This window comes from Citrobacter sp. C13 (assembly GCF_014596815.2).
GTDB lineage: Bacteria > Pseudomonadota > Gammaproteobacteria > Enterobacterales > Enterobacteriaceae > Citrobacter > Citrobacter portucalensis.
Genome location: NZ_CP115024.1, coordinates 2,507,637 through 2,521,951 on the forward strand (window position 1 = coordinate 2,507,637; position 14,315 = coordinate 2,521,951).

The following is a 14,315-nucleotide window of genomic DNA, read 5'->3' on the forward strand; positions in this document are numbered from 1 at the left end:
ATAATTATCAGATCGTTAAATTTCCACATTCCAGGTATTGAGTCTGATGATTTAGCAAAACGTGGCATTTGCGGATTCATTCGTTTGACTTATATTTGCCTAAGCAATAATATCAGCCGTGACTAACTACTTGCCAGGGCAATCATTGTGAAAAACACCAGTGATCTGTTTAACGAAATCATCCCACTGGGTCGTTTGATCTATATGGTTAATCAGAAAAAAGATCGTTTGTTAAACGACTATTTGTCACCGCTGGATATCACGGCATCGCAGTTCAAGGTGCTCTGCTCCATCCGTTGCGCGGTGTGCATCACCCCTGTCGAATTGAAAAAAGTGCTGTCTGTCGACCTTGGCGCCCTGACGCGGATGCTGGACAGACTGGCCTGTAAAGGCTGGATAGAAAGGCTTCCGAATCCACATGATAAGCGTGGCGTGCTGGTGAAACTCACCGAGCATGGCGCAGCAATTTGCGAGCAGTGTCATCAATTAGTAGGGCAAGACCTGCACCAGGAACTAACAAAAAACTTAACGGCGGATGAAGTAGCCACACTTGAGCACTTGCTTAAGAGAATCCTGCCGTAACCAGAAAGAGGTATGACGATGTCCAGACGCAATACTGACACAATCACTATTCATAGCATTTTGGACTGGATCGAAAATAACCTTGAATCGCCGCTCTCACTGGAAAAAGTGTCAGAGCGTTCAGGTTACTCCAAATGGCACCTGCAACGGATGTTTAAAAAAGAAACCGGTCATTCACTGGGTCAATACATTCGCAGCCGTAAAATGACTGAAATAGCGCAAAAACTAAAAGAAAGTAACGAACCTATTCTTTATCTGGCAGAGCGTTACGGTTTTGAGTCTCAGCAGACGCTGACCCGGACATTCAAAAACTATTTTGATGTTCCGCCGCATAAATACCGTATGACGAATATGCACGGCGAATCACGCTATTTGCTCCCACTTAATCAATGTAATTGCTAAACGCCAGTTAACGACGTAACCGAGGAAATCATGAAACTTCTGTCTTATGCAATGCTGGCCCTGCTGTTTGTTGTTTCGGGCCAGAGCATGGCGGAACAGACCGCGCAACCTGCCACCCAGAACAGTCGCGACGCGATGATTATGCCCCCTGCGCACGATCAGTCCCCGTTCGATTTTAATCATATGGGTGCAGGCAGCGACAAGTCCGACGAATTAGGTGTGCCTTATTACAATATGCGCAACCTGTAATTATATTGCCCCGCCACTGCGGGGCTTTTTTTAGCCCCTCACCGACGCAACCTTACGCAACCGAAAGCCAAACACATTGATATACAACCCAGCCATGATCAGTAGCGCACCGAGCAGTTGCAATCCGGTCAGCGTTTCATCCAGCAGCACGACCGCACTCGCCAGCCCAACGACCGGCACCAACAGCGATAGCGGCGCTACCCGCCAGGTCTCATAGCGTCCGAGTAACGAACCCCAGATGCCATAACCCACAATGGTCGCCACAAACGCCAGATAAACCAGTGACAGAATGGTGGTCATATCTATCGCCACCAGACTTTGGGTAATTTGCGTTGGACCATCGAGAATTAATGAAGCAAGGAAGAACGGAGCAATAGGGATTAACGCGCTCCATACCACCAACGACATAACGGCTGGGCGCGAGGTATGCTGCATGATTTTTTTGTTAAAGATATTGCCGCAGGCCCAGCTTAGCGCCGCCGCCAGCGTCAGCATAAAACCGAGCATGCCAACATGCTGCCCGTTCAGACTGGCCTCAATCAGCACCAGCACGCCAAATACCGCCAGCGCAATGCCTACCAGCTGTTTACCCTGCAGACGTTCGCCAAAGGCGAATGCCCCCAGAATGATGGTGAAAAACGCCTGAGCCTGTAATACCAGAGAAGCTAACCCGGCAGGCATACCGAATTTGATAGCGCTAAAGAGAAACGCAAACTGCCCAAAACTGATGGTCAGCCCATAGCCGAGCAACAGCGAAAGTGGGATTTTCGGCCTGGCAACAAAGAGTATTGCCGGGAACGCCACCAGTAAAAAACGCAGCCCTGCCAGCATTAAGGGGGGCATATTATGCAGCCCAACTTTGATGACCACAAAGTTCAGTCCCCAAACCACAACGACCAGTAACGCTAATAACCCGTCTTTACGCGACATACCACCGCCCCTGCAAATATTAAATTTTTGTAAACAAGTTAAAGTAACGGAAATCGTTGTGCCGTAACAGATCATTATTTCAGGTAGGCCACGCAAGGCATTTTCGGACAACTTATTGAGTGTACATCACAGTTTTAGCATGCTATTTGTTTCTTATATCTAAAAAAAACATAACAACATGCATTGTCGGGCAGGAAAATGAATATCTCTCTGAGAAGGTCCACTCTCGCGTTACTCGCGTCATCTTTGTTATTAACAATTGGCCGTGGCGCCACTCTGCCATTCATGACGATTTACCTCAGTCGTCAGTATGGCCTGGGTGTCGATCTGATCGGTTATGCAATGACAGTAGCACTGACTATTGGCGTCGTTTTCAGTCTTGGATTCGGCATCCTGGCCGATAAATTTGAAAAAAAACGCTTTATGCTGCTGGCAATTTGTGGCTTTGCGTCCGGCTTTATTGCGATCCCACTGGTGCATAACGTGGTGGTCGTGGTTTTGCTCTTTGCTCTGATCAACTGTGCCTACTCCGTCTTCGCCACGGTGCTGAAGGCCTGGTTTGCCGATAATCTGTCTGCTACCAACAAGACTAAAATTTTCTCGCTTAACTATACCGTGCTGAATATTGGCTGGACCGTTGGTCCACCGCTGGGCACGCTGCTGGTGATGCAAAGCATTAACCTGCCATTCTGGCTGGCTGCCGCCTGTTCAGCATTGCCACTGGTGTTTATCCAGACCTGGGTAAAACGTTCAACAGCACCATCAGAAGGTTTAAACGCCGCGGTGTGGTCCCCTTCGGTACTCCTGCGCGACCGGGCATTATTCTGGTTTACGTTATCGGCCTTTCTGGCATCGTTTGTTGGCGGTGCTTTTGCGTCCTGTATTTCGCAATACGTTATGGTGGTCGCCGATGGCGATTTTGCCGAGAAAGTCGTGGCGGTGGTCCTGCCCGTGAACGCCGCCATCGTAGTATCACTGCAATACGCACTTGGTCGCAGGCTCACTGCCACGAATATCCGCCCGTTAATGACAATGGGTACAGTCTTCTTTGTCGTTGGCCTGATCGGTTTCGCCTTTTCCGGCAACAGTCTGTTGTTATGGGGGATTTCTGCTGCCTTTTTCACTATCGGCGAAGTCATTTACGCGCCGGGCGAATATATGCTTATCGACAACATCGCGCCAGCAGGCATGAAAGCCAGCTATTTTTCCGCCCAGTCGTTGGGCTGGCTTGGCGCAGCGGTTAACCCATTAGTCAGCGGCGTCATTTTAACCACATTGCCGCCATGGTCGCTGTTTGTCGCGCTGATAGTGGCGATCGTTCTTGCCTGGACGCTCATGATAAAAGGCATGCGCGCCAAGCCCTGGGGACAGACGGCAGTCTGCTGATGAGTATAGCGACAGAGCCGAAACCGCTCTGTCGCATACCTCAGATAGCAACCAGTCCCCGTACGCCCTCGGCCTCCATATTTTTACCGTCGCCGCGTTGAATAATGCTGCCCCGCGACATCAGCAGGTATTTGTCGGCTAGCTGCTGCGCAAAATCATAGAACTGCTCCACCAGCAAAATGGCCATATCACCCCGGTGCGCCAGTTGAGAAATAACCTGACTAATCTCTTTAATTACCGAAGGCTGAATCCCCTCGGTGGGCTCATCGAGAATCAACAGCTGTGGGCGACTTGCCAGCGCTCGCCCAATCGCCAGTTGCTGCTGTTGCCCGCCGGACAAATCTCCGCCTCGCCGATGCTTCATCTCCTGTAAAACCGGAAAGAGCGCGTAAATATCATCTGGCACATGCCGGGCCTCCGGTGCTGAAAAACGGGAAAGACCGAGCAGCAGATTCTCTTCTACCGTCAAACGCGGAAAAATATCACGCCCCTGTGGGACATACGCCACACCGGCCCTGACCCGCTGATGCGGCTTCCAGTGAGTGACATTTTTATCCTGCCAGAGCACGCTTCCGCTACGGGCCGGAATAATCCCCATCAGACACTTTAGTAGTGTTGTTTTCCCCACGCCGTTACGCCCCAGCAGGCATGTCACCTCGCCGATACGCGCTTCAAAGCTCACCCCGCGCAGAATATGGCTGCCACCATAATATTGATTCAGTTCTTTCACCTGCAGCATATGAACTCCTTAACGCCCGAGATAGACTTCAATAACCTGCTCGTTGGCCTGCACATCGCGAAGGCTCCCCTGAGCCAGGACACGTCCCTGATGTAATACTGTGACGCGATCGGCAATGGTTTCAACAAATCCCATATCGTGCTCAACAACCATCAGAGAGTGCTTACCGGCAAGCTGGCGAAACAGCTCCGCCGTGTATTCCGTTTCCGCATCCGTCATCCCCGCCGCGGGTTCATCCAGTAGCAGTAAATGCGGCTCCTGCACCAGCAGCATGCCAATTTCGAGAAACTGTTTTTGCCCATGCGAAAGCAGTCCGGCGCGGCGGGTCCGCTCATTACCCAGCCGCAACAGCGCCAGTACTTCATCAATATGATCCCGTTGTTCGCCTGAGAGTCGTGCCCGTAGAGAACCCCAGACAGATTTATCATTTTTCAGCGCCAGCTCCAGGTTCTCCTCCACCGTTAATGCTTCAAATACCGTGGGCTTCTGAAATTTCCGTCCAATCCCCTGACGCGCGATGGCGATGGGATCCAGCGTTGTTAAATCGGTCGACTGGTCGTATATCGCACGACCACTTTGCGGTCTGGTTTTACCGGTTATGACATCCATTAACGTCGTCTTCCCGGCGCCGTTGGGGCCAATAATACAGCGCAGTTCCCCGACGCCAATATTGAGCGAGAGATCCGTTAACGCCTGGAATCCGTCGAAATTAACGTTAATTTTTTCCAGTTGTAGTACCGGGTCCGTTTGTTCGCGAAACCGATCGCCCGGCATCTGGCGTGTAAAAAGTCCTTCATCCGGCTGCATTATTTGTCTCCTTTGCGAAACAGGCCAATCACACCACTAGGTAAAAAAAGCGTAACGCCAATAAAGATCAGGCCAAGAAACAGCTGCCAGTATTCCGGCATAATGACGGTAAACAGGCTTTTAGCACCGTTCACCAGTACTGCGCCAAATACCGGGCCGATCAGGGTTCCACGTCCGCCCAGAGCAACCCAAATCGCCGCTTCAATCGAGTTGGTCGGCGACATTTCGCTGGGGTTGATAATCCCTACCTGCGGGACATAAAGCGCCCCGGCCAGGCCGCACAGTACAGCTGAAAGCGTCCACACCAGTAACTTGAAACCTTTCGGATCGTAACCACAGAACATCAGACGGTTCTCGGCATCGCGCACGGCGGTCAGAATACGACCAAACTTACTGCGGGCCAGCGCAAGTCCCAGCCATATTGCCAGCACCAGCAGCATAACCGTCGCCAGAAACAGCGCGATCCTGGTGGACGTCGCGGTCACCGGAAATCCCAGAATGGTGGTAAAACCGGTAAAGCCGTTATTTCCACCAAAGCCGGTTTCATTGCGGAAAAACAGCAACATTCCGGCGAAAGTCAGGGCCTGGGTCATGATGGAGAAATAGACACCTTTGATTTTTGAACGGAAGGCAAACCAACCAAATACCAGCGCCAGCAGGCCCGGCACCAGAACAACCAGCAGCATCGCCCAGAGAAAATGTTGCGTCCCCCACCAAAACCAGGGCAGCTCGCTCCACGACAGGAATGACATAAAGGCCGGTAATCCTTCGCCGGAAGCCTGCCGCATCAGGTACATTCCCATCGCATAGCCCCCCAGCGCGAAGAAGATACCGTGTCCCAGCGAGAGCATTCCGGCATAGCCCCACACCAGATCCAGCGCAACGGCCACAATGGCATAGCAGAGAATTTTCCCGGCCAGCGTCAACGTCCACACCGATATGGCCAGCGGATGCTCCGCAGGTAACAGCGCAAGAAACGGCAGAATAATCAACGCCAGCAGTAAGCCCAGACCCAGCACGCGTGTTGCACGCGGCGCTTTACGCGCCAGCGTTATTGTCATTGGCATCGTCATCAGTCAATAACCCTCCCTTTCAGCGCGAACAGTCCCTGAGGTCGTTTCTGAATAAACAGAATGATCAGCACCAGGATCATGATTTTGCCGAGAACCGCCCCCACCTGAGGCTCCAGAATTTTATTGAAGATCCCCAGCCCAAATGCCGCAGCCACGCTCCCGGCAAGCTGTCCAACGCCGCCCAGTACCACCACCAAAAACGAATCGATAATGTAGCTTTGCCCCAGCTCCGGTCCTACGTTACCTAGTTGCGAGAGCGCCACGCCTCCCAGTCCGGCAATTCCTGAACCAAGGCCAAAGGCCAGCATATCGACTCGTCCGGTGGGTACGCCGCAGCAGGCCGCCATATTGCGATTTTGCGTCACGGCACGCACGCGCAGCCCGAGGCGCGTTTTATTCAACAGCAGCCAGGTGAAGAACAGCACCAGCATGGCAAAGCCAAGCACCACTATTCGGTTCCATGGCAATATCAGATTGGCATAAACCTGAATACCGCCGGAAAGCCATGCCGGATTGGCGACTTCCAGGTTTTGCGCGCCGAAAGTCATTCGCACCAGTTGGATGAGCATCAGGCTGATACCCCAGGTCGCCAGTAGCGTTTCAAGCGGACGGCCATATAAATGGCGTATCACCCCTCGCTCGAGCAGCATTCCTACTGCCGCAGTCAGCAAAAAGGCGACCGGAAGTGCAATAACCGGATACCAGGCTAACCCGTGCGGGAAAAACTGCCCCATCAACTGTTGCACCATCCAGGTACAGTACGCCCCGAGCATTAACATCTCGCCATGCGCCATATTGATGACGCCGAGCAATCCATAGGTTATCGCCAGACCCAATGCCGCCAGCAGCAAAATAGAACCCAGTGACAGTCCCATGAAAGCCTGCCCTAGAAGATCCCCAACCTTCATGCGATGCGAGATGGAATTCAGACTTTCGTCAGCGGCAGCACGCACTCGGGCATCGGGTTCATGTTCAGCCCGGGTGAATGGCTGCAGGCGCACCTGAGTTTCAGGATCATTTGACGCCCCTAATAGTTCGATTGCCTGAAGCCTGACCTCCGGCGAGGTACTACTCAGTTGCAGATTTGCCAGTGCAATAGCGAGTGCGGATTTCACATCACCATCTGACTCCTGAGCCAGTCGTTGTTGTAAAAACGGCAGCATGCCCGGCTGCGCCTCACGCTGTAATGTACGAGCTGCCTCCCCCCTTGCCGTGACACTGTCACTTAAAAGCTGATGGACAGCCAACGCTCCGGCTACCAAATTACGCAGGCGGTTAGTCAGGCGAGTTTTTTTTAGCTCGCCGTTTGGGGCTGTCGCTGTTCCTAACGGCTGTACGTGCGAGCCGTTCATGATGAAGGCATTTTTCGTGTTATCGGTCAGCAGGTTCTCATCTCGCAGCGCGCTGAGCAGCGGGATGCGCTGAACGTCGGGATTCGCCGCCCATTGTTCAAGCAAGGCGGCCTGCTGAGCACGGTTGGCGGCGGTAAAGGAATCAGCATCTGCGGCCTGGGCTATCCACGGCAAAAACCACATCAGCAACAACACACCACGAATCAAGCGCATAGCTTTCATGAGCGTTCTCCAAAGCATTACCCTCCCGCAGGAGGGCGTTAGATCAGTTGCTGGCGGTTTTCACAGGCTGTTCAGATTTTTTATCATTACCAGCGATGTACGGACTCCACGGCTGGGCGCGGACCGGCTCATCGGTTTGCCACACCACGTTAAACTGGCCGTTGCCTTCAATCTCGCCAATCATGACGGGTTTATGCAGGTGATGGTTGGTCGCATCCATGGTCAGGGTAAAACCTGATGGTGCAGCGAAGGATTGCCCCGCCATAGCAGCACGAACTTTATCCACATCGGTAGTTCCGGCTTTTTCTACCGCCTGCGCCCACATGTGCAGGCCAACATATGTGGCTTCCATTGGGTCGTTCGTCACTACCGAATCAGCATTCGGTAATTTGTGCGCTTTGGCATACGCCCGGTAATCCGCGACAAACTTCTTGTTGGCCGCATTATCGACAGACTCAAAGTAGTTCCAGGCGGCAAGGTTACCCACCAGCGGTTTGGTATCAATACCGCGTAGCTCCTCCTCGCCCACGGAAAAAGCCACCACCGGCACATCGGTGGCTTTCAGCCCCTGATTCGCTAACTCTTTATAGAACGGTACGTTAGAATCCCCATTGATGGTTGATACCACCGCCGTTTTTCCCCCTGCGGCGAATTTTTTAATACTGGAGACAATGGTCTGGTAATCGCTATGTCCGAATGGGGTGTACACCTCTTCGATGTCTTTATCGGCGACCCCTTTTGAGTGCAAAAAGGCGCGTAAAATTTTGTTGGTCGTGCGCGGATAAACATAATCCGTGCCCAGCAGGAAGAAGCGTTTCGCGCTACCGCCATCCTCACTCATCAGATACTCAACCGCAGGGATCGCCTGCTGGTTGGGGGCTGCGCCGGTATAGAAGACGTTAGGCGACATCTCCTCACCTTCATATTGCACCGGGTAAAACAGCAGACCATTCAACTCTTCAAATACCGGTAAAACTGATTTACGCGAAACCGATGTCCAGCAGCCGAAAACTGCCGCCACCTTGTCCTGACTCAGCAGTTGTCTTGCTTTTTCAGCAAATAACGGCCAGTTCGAGGCCGGGTCAACCACCACCGGTTCCAGCTTTTTACCCAACACACCGCCCTGAGCATTTATTTCATCGATGGTCATCAACGCCACATCTTTTAGCGGCGTTTCGGATATGGCCATCGTGCCGGATAACGAATGCATGATGCCAACCTTAATGGTGTCGGCTGCCTGAACGCTAAAACTCACGCCCATTGCAACAACAGAGGCAGAAAGTGCAAAAGCTTTTAAAAATGTACGACGCTGCATAGTTTCACTCCTGAAATTAGACTTGCTGAAAGCTCCGGTGCAGCCGGGCAGACAAAACGGTGCAAATTAAGGGTGTTCAGAAGTGATAAGGCAAAAACGATGCCAGATATTAAAACCTCATATAAAATCAATAAATTAGCATCCCGCACACAAAAATCAGTATTACATTTTCCCGCCAAAAGGATTAATCACACGAAAAAATGAACCACCATGAGACAACTCTGCATTATAAACGTGCAACAATCTGTGTCAGCATCACACCGTCATAACAGCGTCTCAGGGTTTAAAAACAAGGTTATTTGTGCGCAGATAAATGTGTCTCGTCACTATTATTTATTTTATTCGACGTGATCATGTCAAAAATTTACTTTTCAGTCGAAATAATCACACAGTTCAGCCTTTGTTTAAGATTGAATTGCTACTATAGTCATAAGCGAGGTGAACTTAAGGTAAGAGAGGAAACTCACAGATAAAGGAGCATTTACTATGCTGGATAATATGAATATTTTTATGGCTGTTCTGGGAATTATTTTATTTTCCGGTTTTCTGGCCGCGTATTTTAGCCACAGATGGGATGATTGATGAACGGAGATAGTCCTGCACCGACCCGGCCCCTTGTTGCGTAGCTGCACAAGGGGCCATTTTTTTACCTGAATCGCGCTCGCTGTGCCTTTATCCTGATTTACAGATAAAAAAAACCGCCGGATATACCAGCGGTAAATGCTTGCATGGATAGATTTGTGTTTTGCTTTTATACGCTATCTGGCAATTCCCTGCGAAGATAACGGATAGTCAGCTAACCTATCATCGACAACCCCAATGAAAGTTAAACGAAACGCAACTACCTCAAAACGTTTTTCGAAAACTCACGCACTGAGGGGATACGAGGTTCCGTCATTGGTGTCCACCAACGCGATCCGCTCATTTTCATCCATAAACATGCAGCGATTCCTGCCAGTCTGTTTCCCCTGATACATCGCCCTGTCGGCCCGACCAAGCGCGGTATCCAGCGTTTCACCCTGTTGAACCCGGGTTATGCCTGCCGTCACCGTGATACCGATCTCTCCATCAGCGTAGGGAATTTTTTTCTGACCAATCAGACGACAAAGTCGCAAACCCGCCAGGCATGCCTGCTCGTCCGTTTTTGTTCTGATGATGATAATGAACTCTTCTCCACCGTAGCGGTACGCCGCCTCATCATATCGCGTCCATGACAATAAATTTGATGCCAGAGCGCGCAATACCACGTCACCGACCAGATGACCGTATGTATCGTTAACGTATTTAAAACGATCGATATCCAACAACAATATATAGAGATTAAGCGGTTCGGCGTCGAGCAACTGCCGATCAAAAGACTCATCGAGCATTCTTCTGCCAGGTAAACCTGTTAATACATCGATATTACTGCGGATACTCAATAAATATATTTTGTAGTCCATTACAGATGAGGTAAATGCCAGAAGCGCGTCCTGGAAACTGTCGAAATGCCATGAATGGCTACGTTTCTCCACTATAGCCAATAGCAACTCCTTGCCTAATAAATGCATCTTTTCGTGAGTGGCACTTATCTTGCTCACGTAACTACAATCATCCTCATTGTACCGCGATTGATTATTAAGCCACAGTCCAAATCGACAAACAAAATGCGAGTTTTCACCCATAATATCAGGCTGTGTTACATCTGAAGACACCACGCAGCGGAACATCTTTACCAGCCATTTGTAGTGGGCATCAATGGACTTGTTCAACTCAATCAAAATTGTATCTATTTCCTTCGTATTTCTCATCATCACGTTCTCTCTCCCTGTTCGAGCGTTTCTGATGGAATTATCTTAACGATAAAAAAGAAAATTTATGTAAATTTTTTAATAGTAATTAATAAGCTGCGATTAACAATAGCATTGCGCTATGCCACTGGTCGCGGCATAGCGTACATCACTCAGTTCATACCAGACTCAAATTGAACACGGTCATTGAGCCTTTTATTTTCGCGGATAGATAAAAACCGCTAAGAAAGCTGATGTGTATGCTTTAAGCTTTTTATAGCTATCTTTTTCCGGTTAGAGACCTAAATTGCAAGGTTATTTCTTAGGTAATATAAAAACCGGGCGTTACACCCGGTTGGGGATGCACGAAACGATAGTGAGCAGTAGGCCGGATAAGGCGTTTACGCCGCCATCCGGCAATCTGTTACAAGCAGCGGATGGCGCTTCGCTTATCCGGCCTACAGCGTAATTCCCTTTTCAGCACAATGATGAATTTATCGGCGTCATTATGTTTAGCTAAGCTGAATTGAGGACTTTCCCCCTCTGAACAAACCTTACGCGCTCAAACCACGATGTTCCAGCATCGGCTCCCTTCGGGGATCGCGCCCGCTCCACTGGTGATAGAGTTCAGCTAAATCAGTACTGTTACCGCGGGACAAAATAGCTTCACGGAACTTTTGCCCGTTTTCACGAGTTAATCCGCCCTGCTCTACAAACCACTGATAGCCATCATCGGCCAGCATTTGCGTCCACAAATAGGCGTAATAACCTGCGGCATAACCGCCGCCGAAGATATGGGCAAAATAGCTGCTACGATAACGAGGCGGCACAGCCTTGAGTTCCAAACCTTCTGCTGCCAGCGCCTGCTGTTCAAATTGATCAACCGAAAGAGATAACGCGCTATTTTCCAGACTGTGCCAACGCATATCCAACAATGCGGCACTGAGCAGTTCGGTCATGTCGTAACCTTTGTTAAACAGGCTGGCCCGCTGCATCTTATCCCGCAACGCCTGCGGCATTTGCTCCCCGGTATCAACATGACGAGCAAAACGAGCAAAGACCTGCGGATGACTCGCCCAGTGTTCGTTGATCTGCGAAGGAAACTCAACAAAATCCCGCGGAGTATTGGTTCCTGAAAGTGTGGCATAACGCTGAGTGGCAAACAGGCCGTGCAACGTGTGCCCAAACTCATGAAATAACGTAATAACATCATCCCACAATAACAATGCAGGCTGACCCCTTGCCGGTTTTTGATAATTACACACGTTGTAAATAACCGGCCGGGTTTCATTGAGTTGCGATTGCTCAACAAAATTACCCATCCAGGCACCACCGCTTTTCGATTCCCGGGCAAAGAAATCGCCGTAAAATAACGCCAGCCCTACGCCATCGTGATCGAATATTTCCCATACCCGAACATCCGGGTGATAAACAGGAATGTCGAACCGTTCTATAAATTTTATGCCAAAGAGTTGATTAGCTGTCCAGAAAACGCCCTCGTTCAGCACCGTATCAAGGGCAAAGTAAGGTTTGAGCTGCGCCTCATCAAGAGCATATTTCTCACGACGAACCTGCTCGGCATAAAATGCCCAGTCCCAGGCCTCGACGTTAAATTGCCCCTGTTCGTGATTGATAACATTCTGGATTTCGGCCTGTTCATCCAATGCCCTGGCTCGCGCAGCGGGAACAATCGCCCGCATGAAATTCAGTGCCGCCTCCGGTGTTTTTGCCATCTGATCGGCAATTTTCCATGCAGCGTAATTGGCAAAACCGAGTAGTTTCGCCTGCTGCATCCGGATCTCGACCAGTCGCTGAATAATCGCCCGAGTATCGTTAGCGTCATTGTTTTCTGCTCTCGTCCATGCGCGGTTGAACAGATTCTCACGGGTCTGGCGATCGCGTAACCCCGCAAGCGCCGGTTGCTGAGTCGTATTCAATAGCGGGATAACCCAACGCGCTTCAAGCCCTTTCTCCTTTGCAGCTTCGGCGGCAACAGCAATTTCCTCTGCGCTAAGTCCGTCCAGGTAACGTGCATCATCCACCACCAGAGCACCGGACTTGTTCGCCGCCAGCAGCCGTTGATTAAACTGGCTGGTCAACGTGGCGGACTCTGTATTGAGCGCTTTAAGGTTTGCTTTATCGACCTCATTCAGACGCGCGCCGGCTAATACAAAACGCTGGTGGATGACCTCCAGCAAGCGTAATGATTCGTTATCCAGCCCCAGCGAACCTCGCTGTTGCCAGACCGCTTCAACGCGCGAAAAAAGCGCGCCATTGAGATAAATATCATTGGCAAGGCTCGCCAGTTCAGCGGAAAATTCTTCGTCAAGGCGCTGTAGTTCATCGTTGGTGTGTGCCGCCGTCATCGCGAAGAAAACGCTGGTTACACGTGTGAGCAGCGTGCCGCTTTGTTCAAGCGCCAGCAACGTATTGGCAAAATCAGGGGCCTGCGGGTTTTGCACAATCGCCTCGATCTCTGCACGTTTTTGCCGCACGCCTTCATCGAACGCTGGGCGATAGTGCTGCACCTCTATCTGATCAAACTGCGGGGCCTGATACGGCAATGTGCTGTGGTGTAAAAAGGGATTCGTTAACGACATCTTCCACTCCTGAAAACGATTTGTTTAGCAGAGTAGACTTCCCGGGAATCAACCGCAATCGCGTTACGCAGGAATAGCTCTGAACGGAAATGACGTGCTATGGTAGTACGACATAAAAAGCGTTGAGGAACAGTGAGATGATCGTTTTAGTAACCGGAGCAACCGCAGGTTTTGGTGAGTGCATTACGCGTCGTTTTATTGAGAATGGGCATAAAGTTATTGCCACCGGACGCCGCCAGGAGCGCCTGCAGGAACTGAAAGAGGAATTGGGTGACCGCCTCTATACCGCGCAACTGGACGTACGTAATCGTGCATCGATTGAAGAGATGATGGACGCCTTACCCGCAGAATGGCGCAATATTGATGTTCTGGTCAACAACGCAGGTCTGGCGCTGGGCCTTGAGCCTGCTCACAAGGCCAGCATTGAAGACTGGGAGAATATGATCGACACCAACAACAAGGGGCTGGTTTATATGACCCGTGCCGTTCTGCCTGGTATGGTTGAACGCAACCGCGGTCATATTATCAATATCGGTTCTACCGCGGGCAGTTGGCCATACGCTGGCGGTAACGTCTACGGTGCGACTAAAGCGTTTGTTCGCCAGTTTAGCCTGAATTTACGTACTGATTTACACGGCACTGCAATTCGCGTTACCGACATCGAGCCGGGTCTGGTTGGCGGTACGGAATTCTCTAATGTCCGTTTCAAAGGTGATGACGCCAAAGCTGAAAAAGCCTACGAAAATACCACGGCGCTGACTCCGCAAGATGTTACAGAAGCGGTATGGTGGGTGGCTTCTTTACCGGCTCATGTCAATATCAACACCCTTGAAATGATGCCTGTCACACAGTCTTTTGCCGGGCTGAGTATCCACCGAAGCTAATTTCT

At 50.6% G+C, this 14,315-nt stretch carries 14 protein-coding genes; 6 read left to right on the top strand and 8 right to left on the bottom strand.

All coding sequences use genetic code 11. The annotated features are described in order from the left end of the window. Window positions 1-147 precede the first annotated feature (147 nt). The 3 genes from marR to marB are packed head-to-tail and all read left to right on the top strand — an operon-like array spanning window position 148 to window position 1,233. Window positions 148-582: a multiple antibiotic resistance transcriptional regulator MarR gene (gene marR, locus IB222_RS11940; protein WP_003832935.1), complete on the top strand. Its 435-nt coding sequence runs from the start codon at window positions 148-150 to the stop codon at window positions 580-582. A gap of 18 nt (window positions 583-600) precedes the next feature. Beyond that, a complete protein-coding gene (gene marA, locus IB222_RS11945; RefSeq protein WP_003032424.1) occupies window positions 601-984 on the top strand; it encodes an MDR efflux pump AcrAB transcriptional activator MarA in 384 nt (127 codons plus the stop codon). A gap of 30 nt (window positions 985-1,014) precedes the next feature. Beyond that, a complete protein-coding gene (gene marB, locus IB222_RS11950; RefSeq protein ID WP_003832934.1) occupies window positions 1,015-1,233 on the top strand; it encodes a multiple antibiotic resistance protein MarB in 219 nt (72 codons plus the stop codon). Between the two features lie 30 nt (window positions 1,234-1,263). Here the strand turns inward: marB and eamA are convergent, their stop codons facing one another. After that, entirely contained in the window at window positions 1,264-2,163 is a 900-nt protein-coding gene (gene eamA, locus IB222_RS11955; RefSeq protein ID WP_149384275.1) for an O-acetylserine/cysteine exporter, read from the bottom strand. Window positions 2,164-2,361: 198 nt separating this feature from the next. Here eamA and ydeE point away from each other — a divergent pair, with 198 nt between their 5' ends. After that, window positions 2,362-3,549, top strand: a complete 1,188-nt coding sequence (gene ydeE / locus IB222_RS11960; RefSeq protein ID WP_149384276.1) for an efflux MFS transporter YdeE — start codon at window positions 2,362-2,364, stop codon at window positions 3,547-3,549. A gap of 40 nt (window positions 3,550-3,589) precedes the next feature. On the opposite strand, the gene urtE is transcribed toward ydeE, so the two are convergent. From urtE to urtA, 5 genes are read right to left on the bottom strand one after another with little or no spacing between them, the layout of a single operon-like run. Beyond that, window positions 3,590-4,288: an urea ABC transporter ATP-binding subunit UrtE gene (gene urtE, locus IB222_RS11965; protein ID WP_003832931.1), complete on the bottom strand. Its 699-nt coding sequence runs from the start codon at window positions 4,286-4,288 to the stop codon at window positions 3,590-3,592. Between the two features lie 9 nt (window positions 4,289-4,297). Further along, entirely contained in the window at window positions 4,298-5,095 is a 798-nt protein-coding gene (gene urtD / locus IB222_RS11970; RefSeq protein ID WP_063941582.1) for an urea ABC transporter ATP-binding protein UrtD, read from the bottom strand. Continuing rightward, entirely contained in the window at window positions 5,095-6,168 is a 1,074-nt protein-coding gene (urtC, locus tag IB222_RS11975; protein ID WP_003832929.1) for an urea ABC transporter permease subunit UrtC, read from the bottom strand. The genes urtD and urtC overlap by 1 nt, the downstream gene beginning before the upstream one ends. Beyond that, the gene (gene urtB, locus IB222_RS11980; protein ID WP_149384277.1) at window positions 6,168-7,742 is read right to left on the bottom strand and encodes an urea ABC transporter permease subunit UrtB; all 1,575 of its coding nucleotides are present in this window, start codon (window positions 7,740-7,742) and stop codon (window positions 6,168-6,170) included. Before urtB ends, urtC begins: the two co-directional genes overlap by 1 nt. Before the next feature lie 43 nt (window positions 7,743-7,785). Beyond that, on the bottom strand, window positions 7,786-9,057 hold the full coding sequence (gene urtA, locus IB222_RS11985; RefSeq protein WP_148361994.1) for an urea ABC transporter substrate-binding protein: 1,272 nt from the start codon (window positions 9,055-9,057) through the stop codon (window positions 7,786-7,788). A 486-nt stretch (window positions 9,058-9,543) separates the two neighbouring features. On the opposite strand from urtA, the gene mgtS reads away from it, so the two are divergent. Next, a complete protein-coding gene (gene mgtS / locus IB222_RS11990; protein WP_149384278.1) occupies window positions 9,544-9,639 on the top strand; it encodes a protein MgtS in 96 nt (31 codons plus the stop codon). Between the two features lie 284 nt (window positions 9,640-9,923). Here mgtS and IB222_RS11995 read toward each other — a convergent pair whose 3' ends face one another. Both IB222_RS11995 and dcp read right to left on the bottom strand, forming a co-directional pair. Further along, the gene (locus tag IB222_RS11995; RefSeq protein WP_003832923.1) at window positions 9,924-10,850 is read right to left on the bottom strand and encodes a diguanylate cyclase; all 927 of its coding nucleotides are present in this window, start codon (window positions 10,848-10,850) and stop codon (window positions 9,924-9,926) included. Window positions 10,851-11,380: 530 nt separating this feature from the next. Further along, window positions 11,381-13,426, bottom strand: coding sequence for a peptidyl-dipeptidase Dcp (gene dcp, locus IB222_RS12000; RefSeq protein WP_149384279.1), 2,046 nt, complete (start codon window positions 13,424-13,426; stop codon window positions 11,381-11,383). Between the two features lie 137 nt (window positions 13,427-13,563). On the opposite strand from dcp, the gene ydfG reads away from it, so the two are divergent. Further along, the gene (ydfG, locus tag IB222_RS12005; RefSeq protein WP_020996406.1) at window positions 13,564-14,310 is read left to right on the top strand and encodes a bifunctional NADP-dependent 3-hydroxy acid dehydrogenase/3-hydroxypropionate dehydrogenase YdfG; all 747 of its coding nucleotides are present in this window, start codon (window positions 13,564-13,566) and stop codon (window positions 14,308-14,310) included. The last annotated feature ends 5 nt before the right edge of the window (window positions 14,311-14,315 follow it).

Excerpts from the sequence above, each read along its gene's own strand:
- marA (WP_003032424.1), top strand. The coding sequence starts at position 601 with ATGTCCAGACGCAATACTGACACAATCACTATTCATAGCATTTTGGAC.
- marB (WP_003832934.1), top strand. The coding sequence starts at position 1,015 with ATGAAACTTCTGTCTTATGCAATGCTGGCCCTGCTGTTTGTTGTTTCG.
- eamA (WP_149384275.1), bottom strand. The coding sequence starts at position 2,163 with ATGTCGCGTAAAGACGGGTTATTAGCGTTACTGGTCGTTGTGGTTTGG.
- ydeE (WP_149384276.1), top strand. The coding sequence starts at position 2,362 with ATGAATATCTCTCTGAGAAGGTCCACTCTCGCGTTACTCGCGTCATCT.
- urtE (WP_003832931.1), bottom strand. The coding sequence starts at position 4,288 with ATGCTGCAGGTGAAAGAACTGAATCAATATTATGGTGGCAGCCATATT.
- urtD (WP_063941582.1), bottom strand. The coding sequence starts at position 5,095 with ATGCAGCCGGATGAAGGACTTTTTACACGCCAGATGCCGGGCGATCGG.
- urtC (WP_003832929.1), bottom strand. The coding sequence starts at position 6,168 with ATGACGATGCCAATGACAATAACGCTGGCGCGTAAAGCGCCGCGTGCA.
- urtB (WP_149384277.1), bottom strand. The coding sequence starts at position 7,742 with ATGAAAGCTATGCGCTTGATTCGTGGTGTGTTGTTGCTGATGTGGTTT.
- urtA (WP_148361994.1), bottom strand. The coding sequence starts at position 9,057 with ATGCAGCGTCGTACATTTTTAAAAGCTTTTGCACTTTCTGCCTCTGTT.
- mgtS (WP_149384278.1), top strand. The coding sequence starts at position 9,544 with ATGCTGGATAATATGAATATTTTTATGGCTGTTCTGGGAATTATTTTA.
- IB222_RS11995 (WP_003832923.1), bottom strand. The coding sequence starts at position 10,850 with ATGATGAGAAATACGAAGGAAATAGATACAATTTTGATTGAGTTGAAC.
- dcp (WP_149384279.1), bottom strand. The coding sequence starts at position 13,426 with ATGTCGTTAACGAATCCCTTTTTACACCACAGCACATTGCCGTATCAG.
- ydfG (WP_020996406.1), top strand. The coding sequence starts at position 13,564 with ATGATCGTTTTAGTAACCGGAGCAACCGCAGGTTTTGGTGAGTGCATT.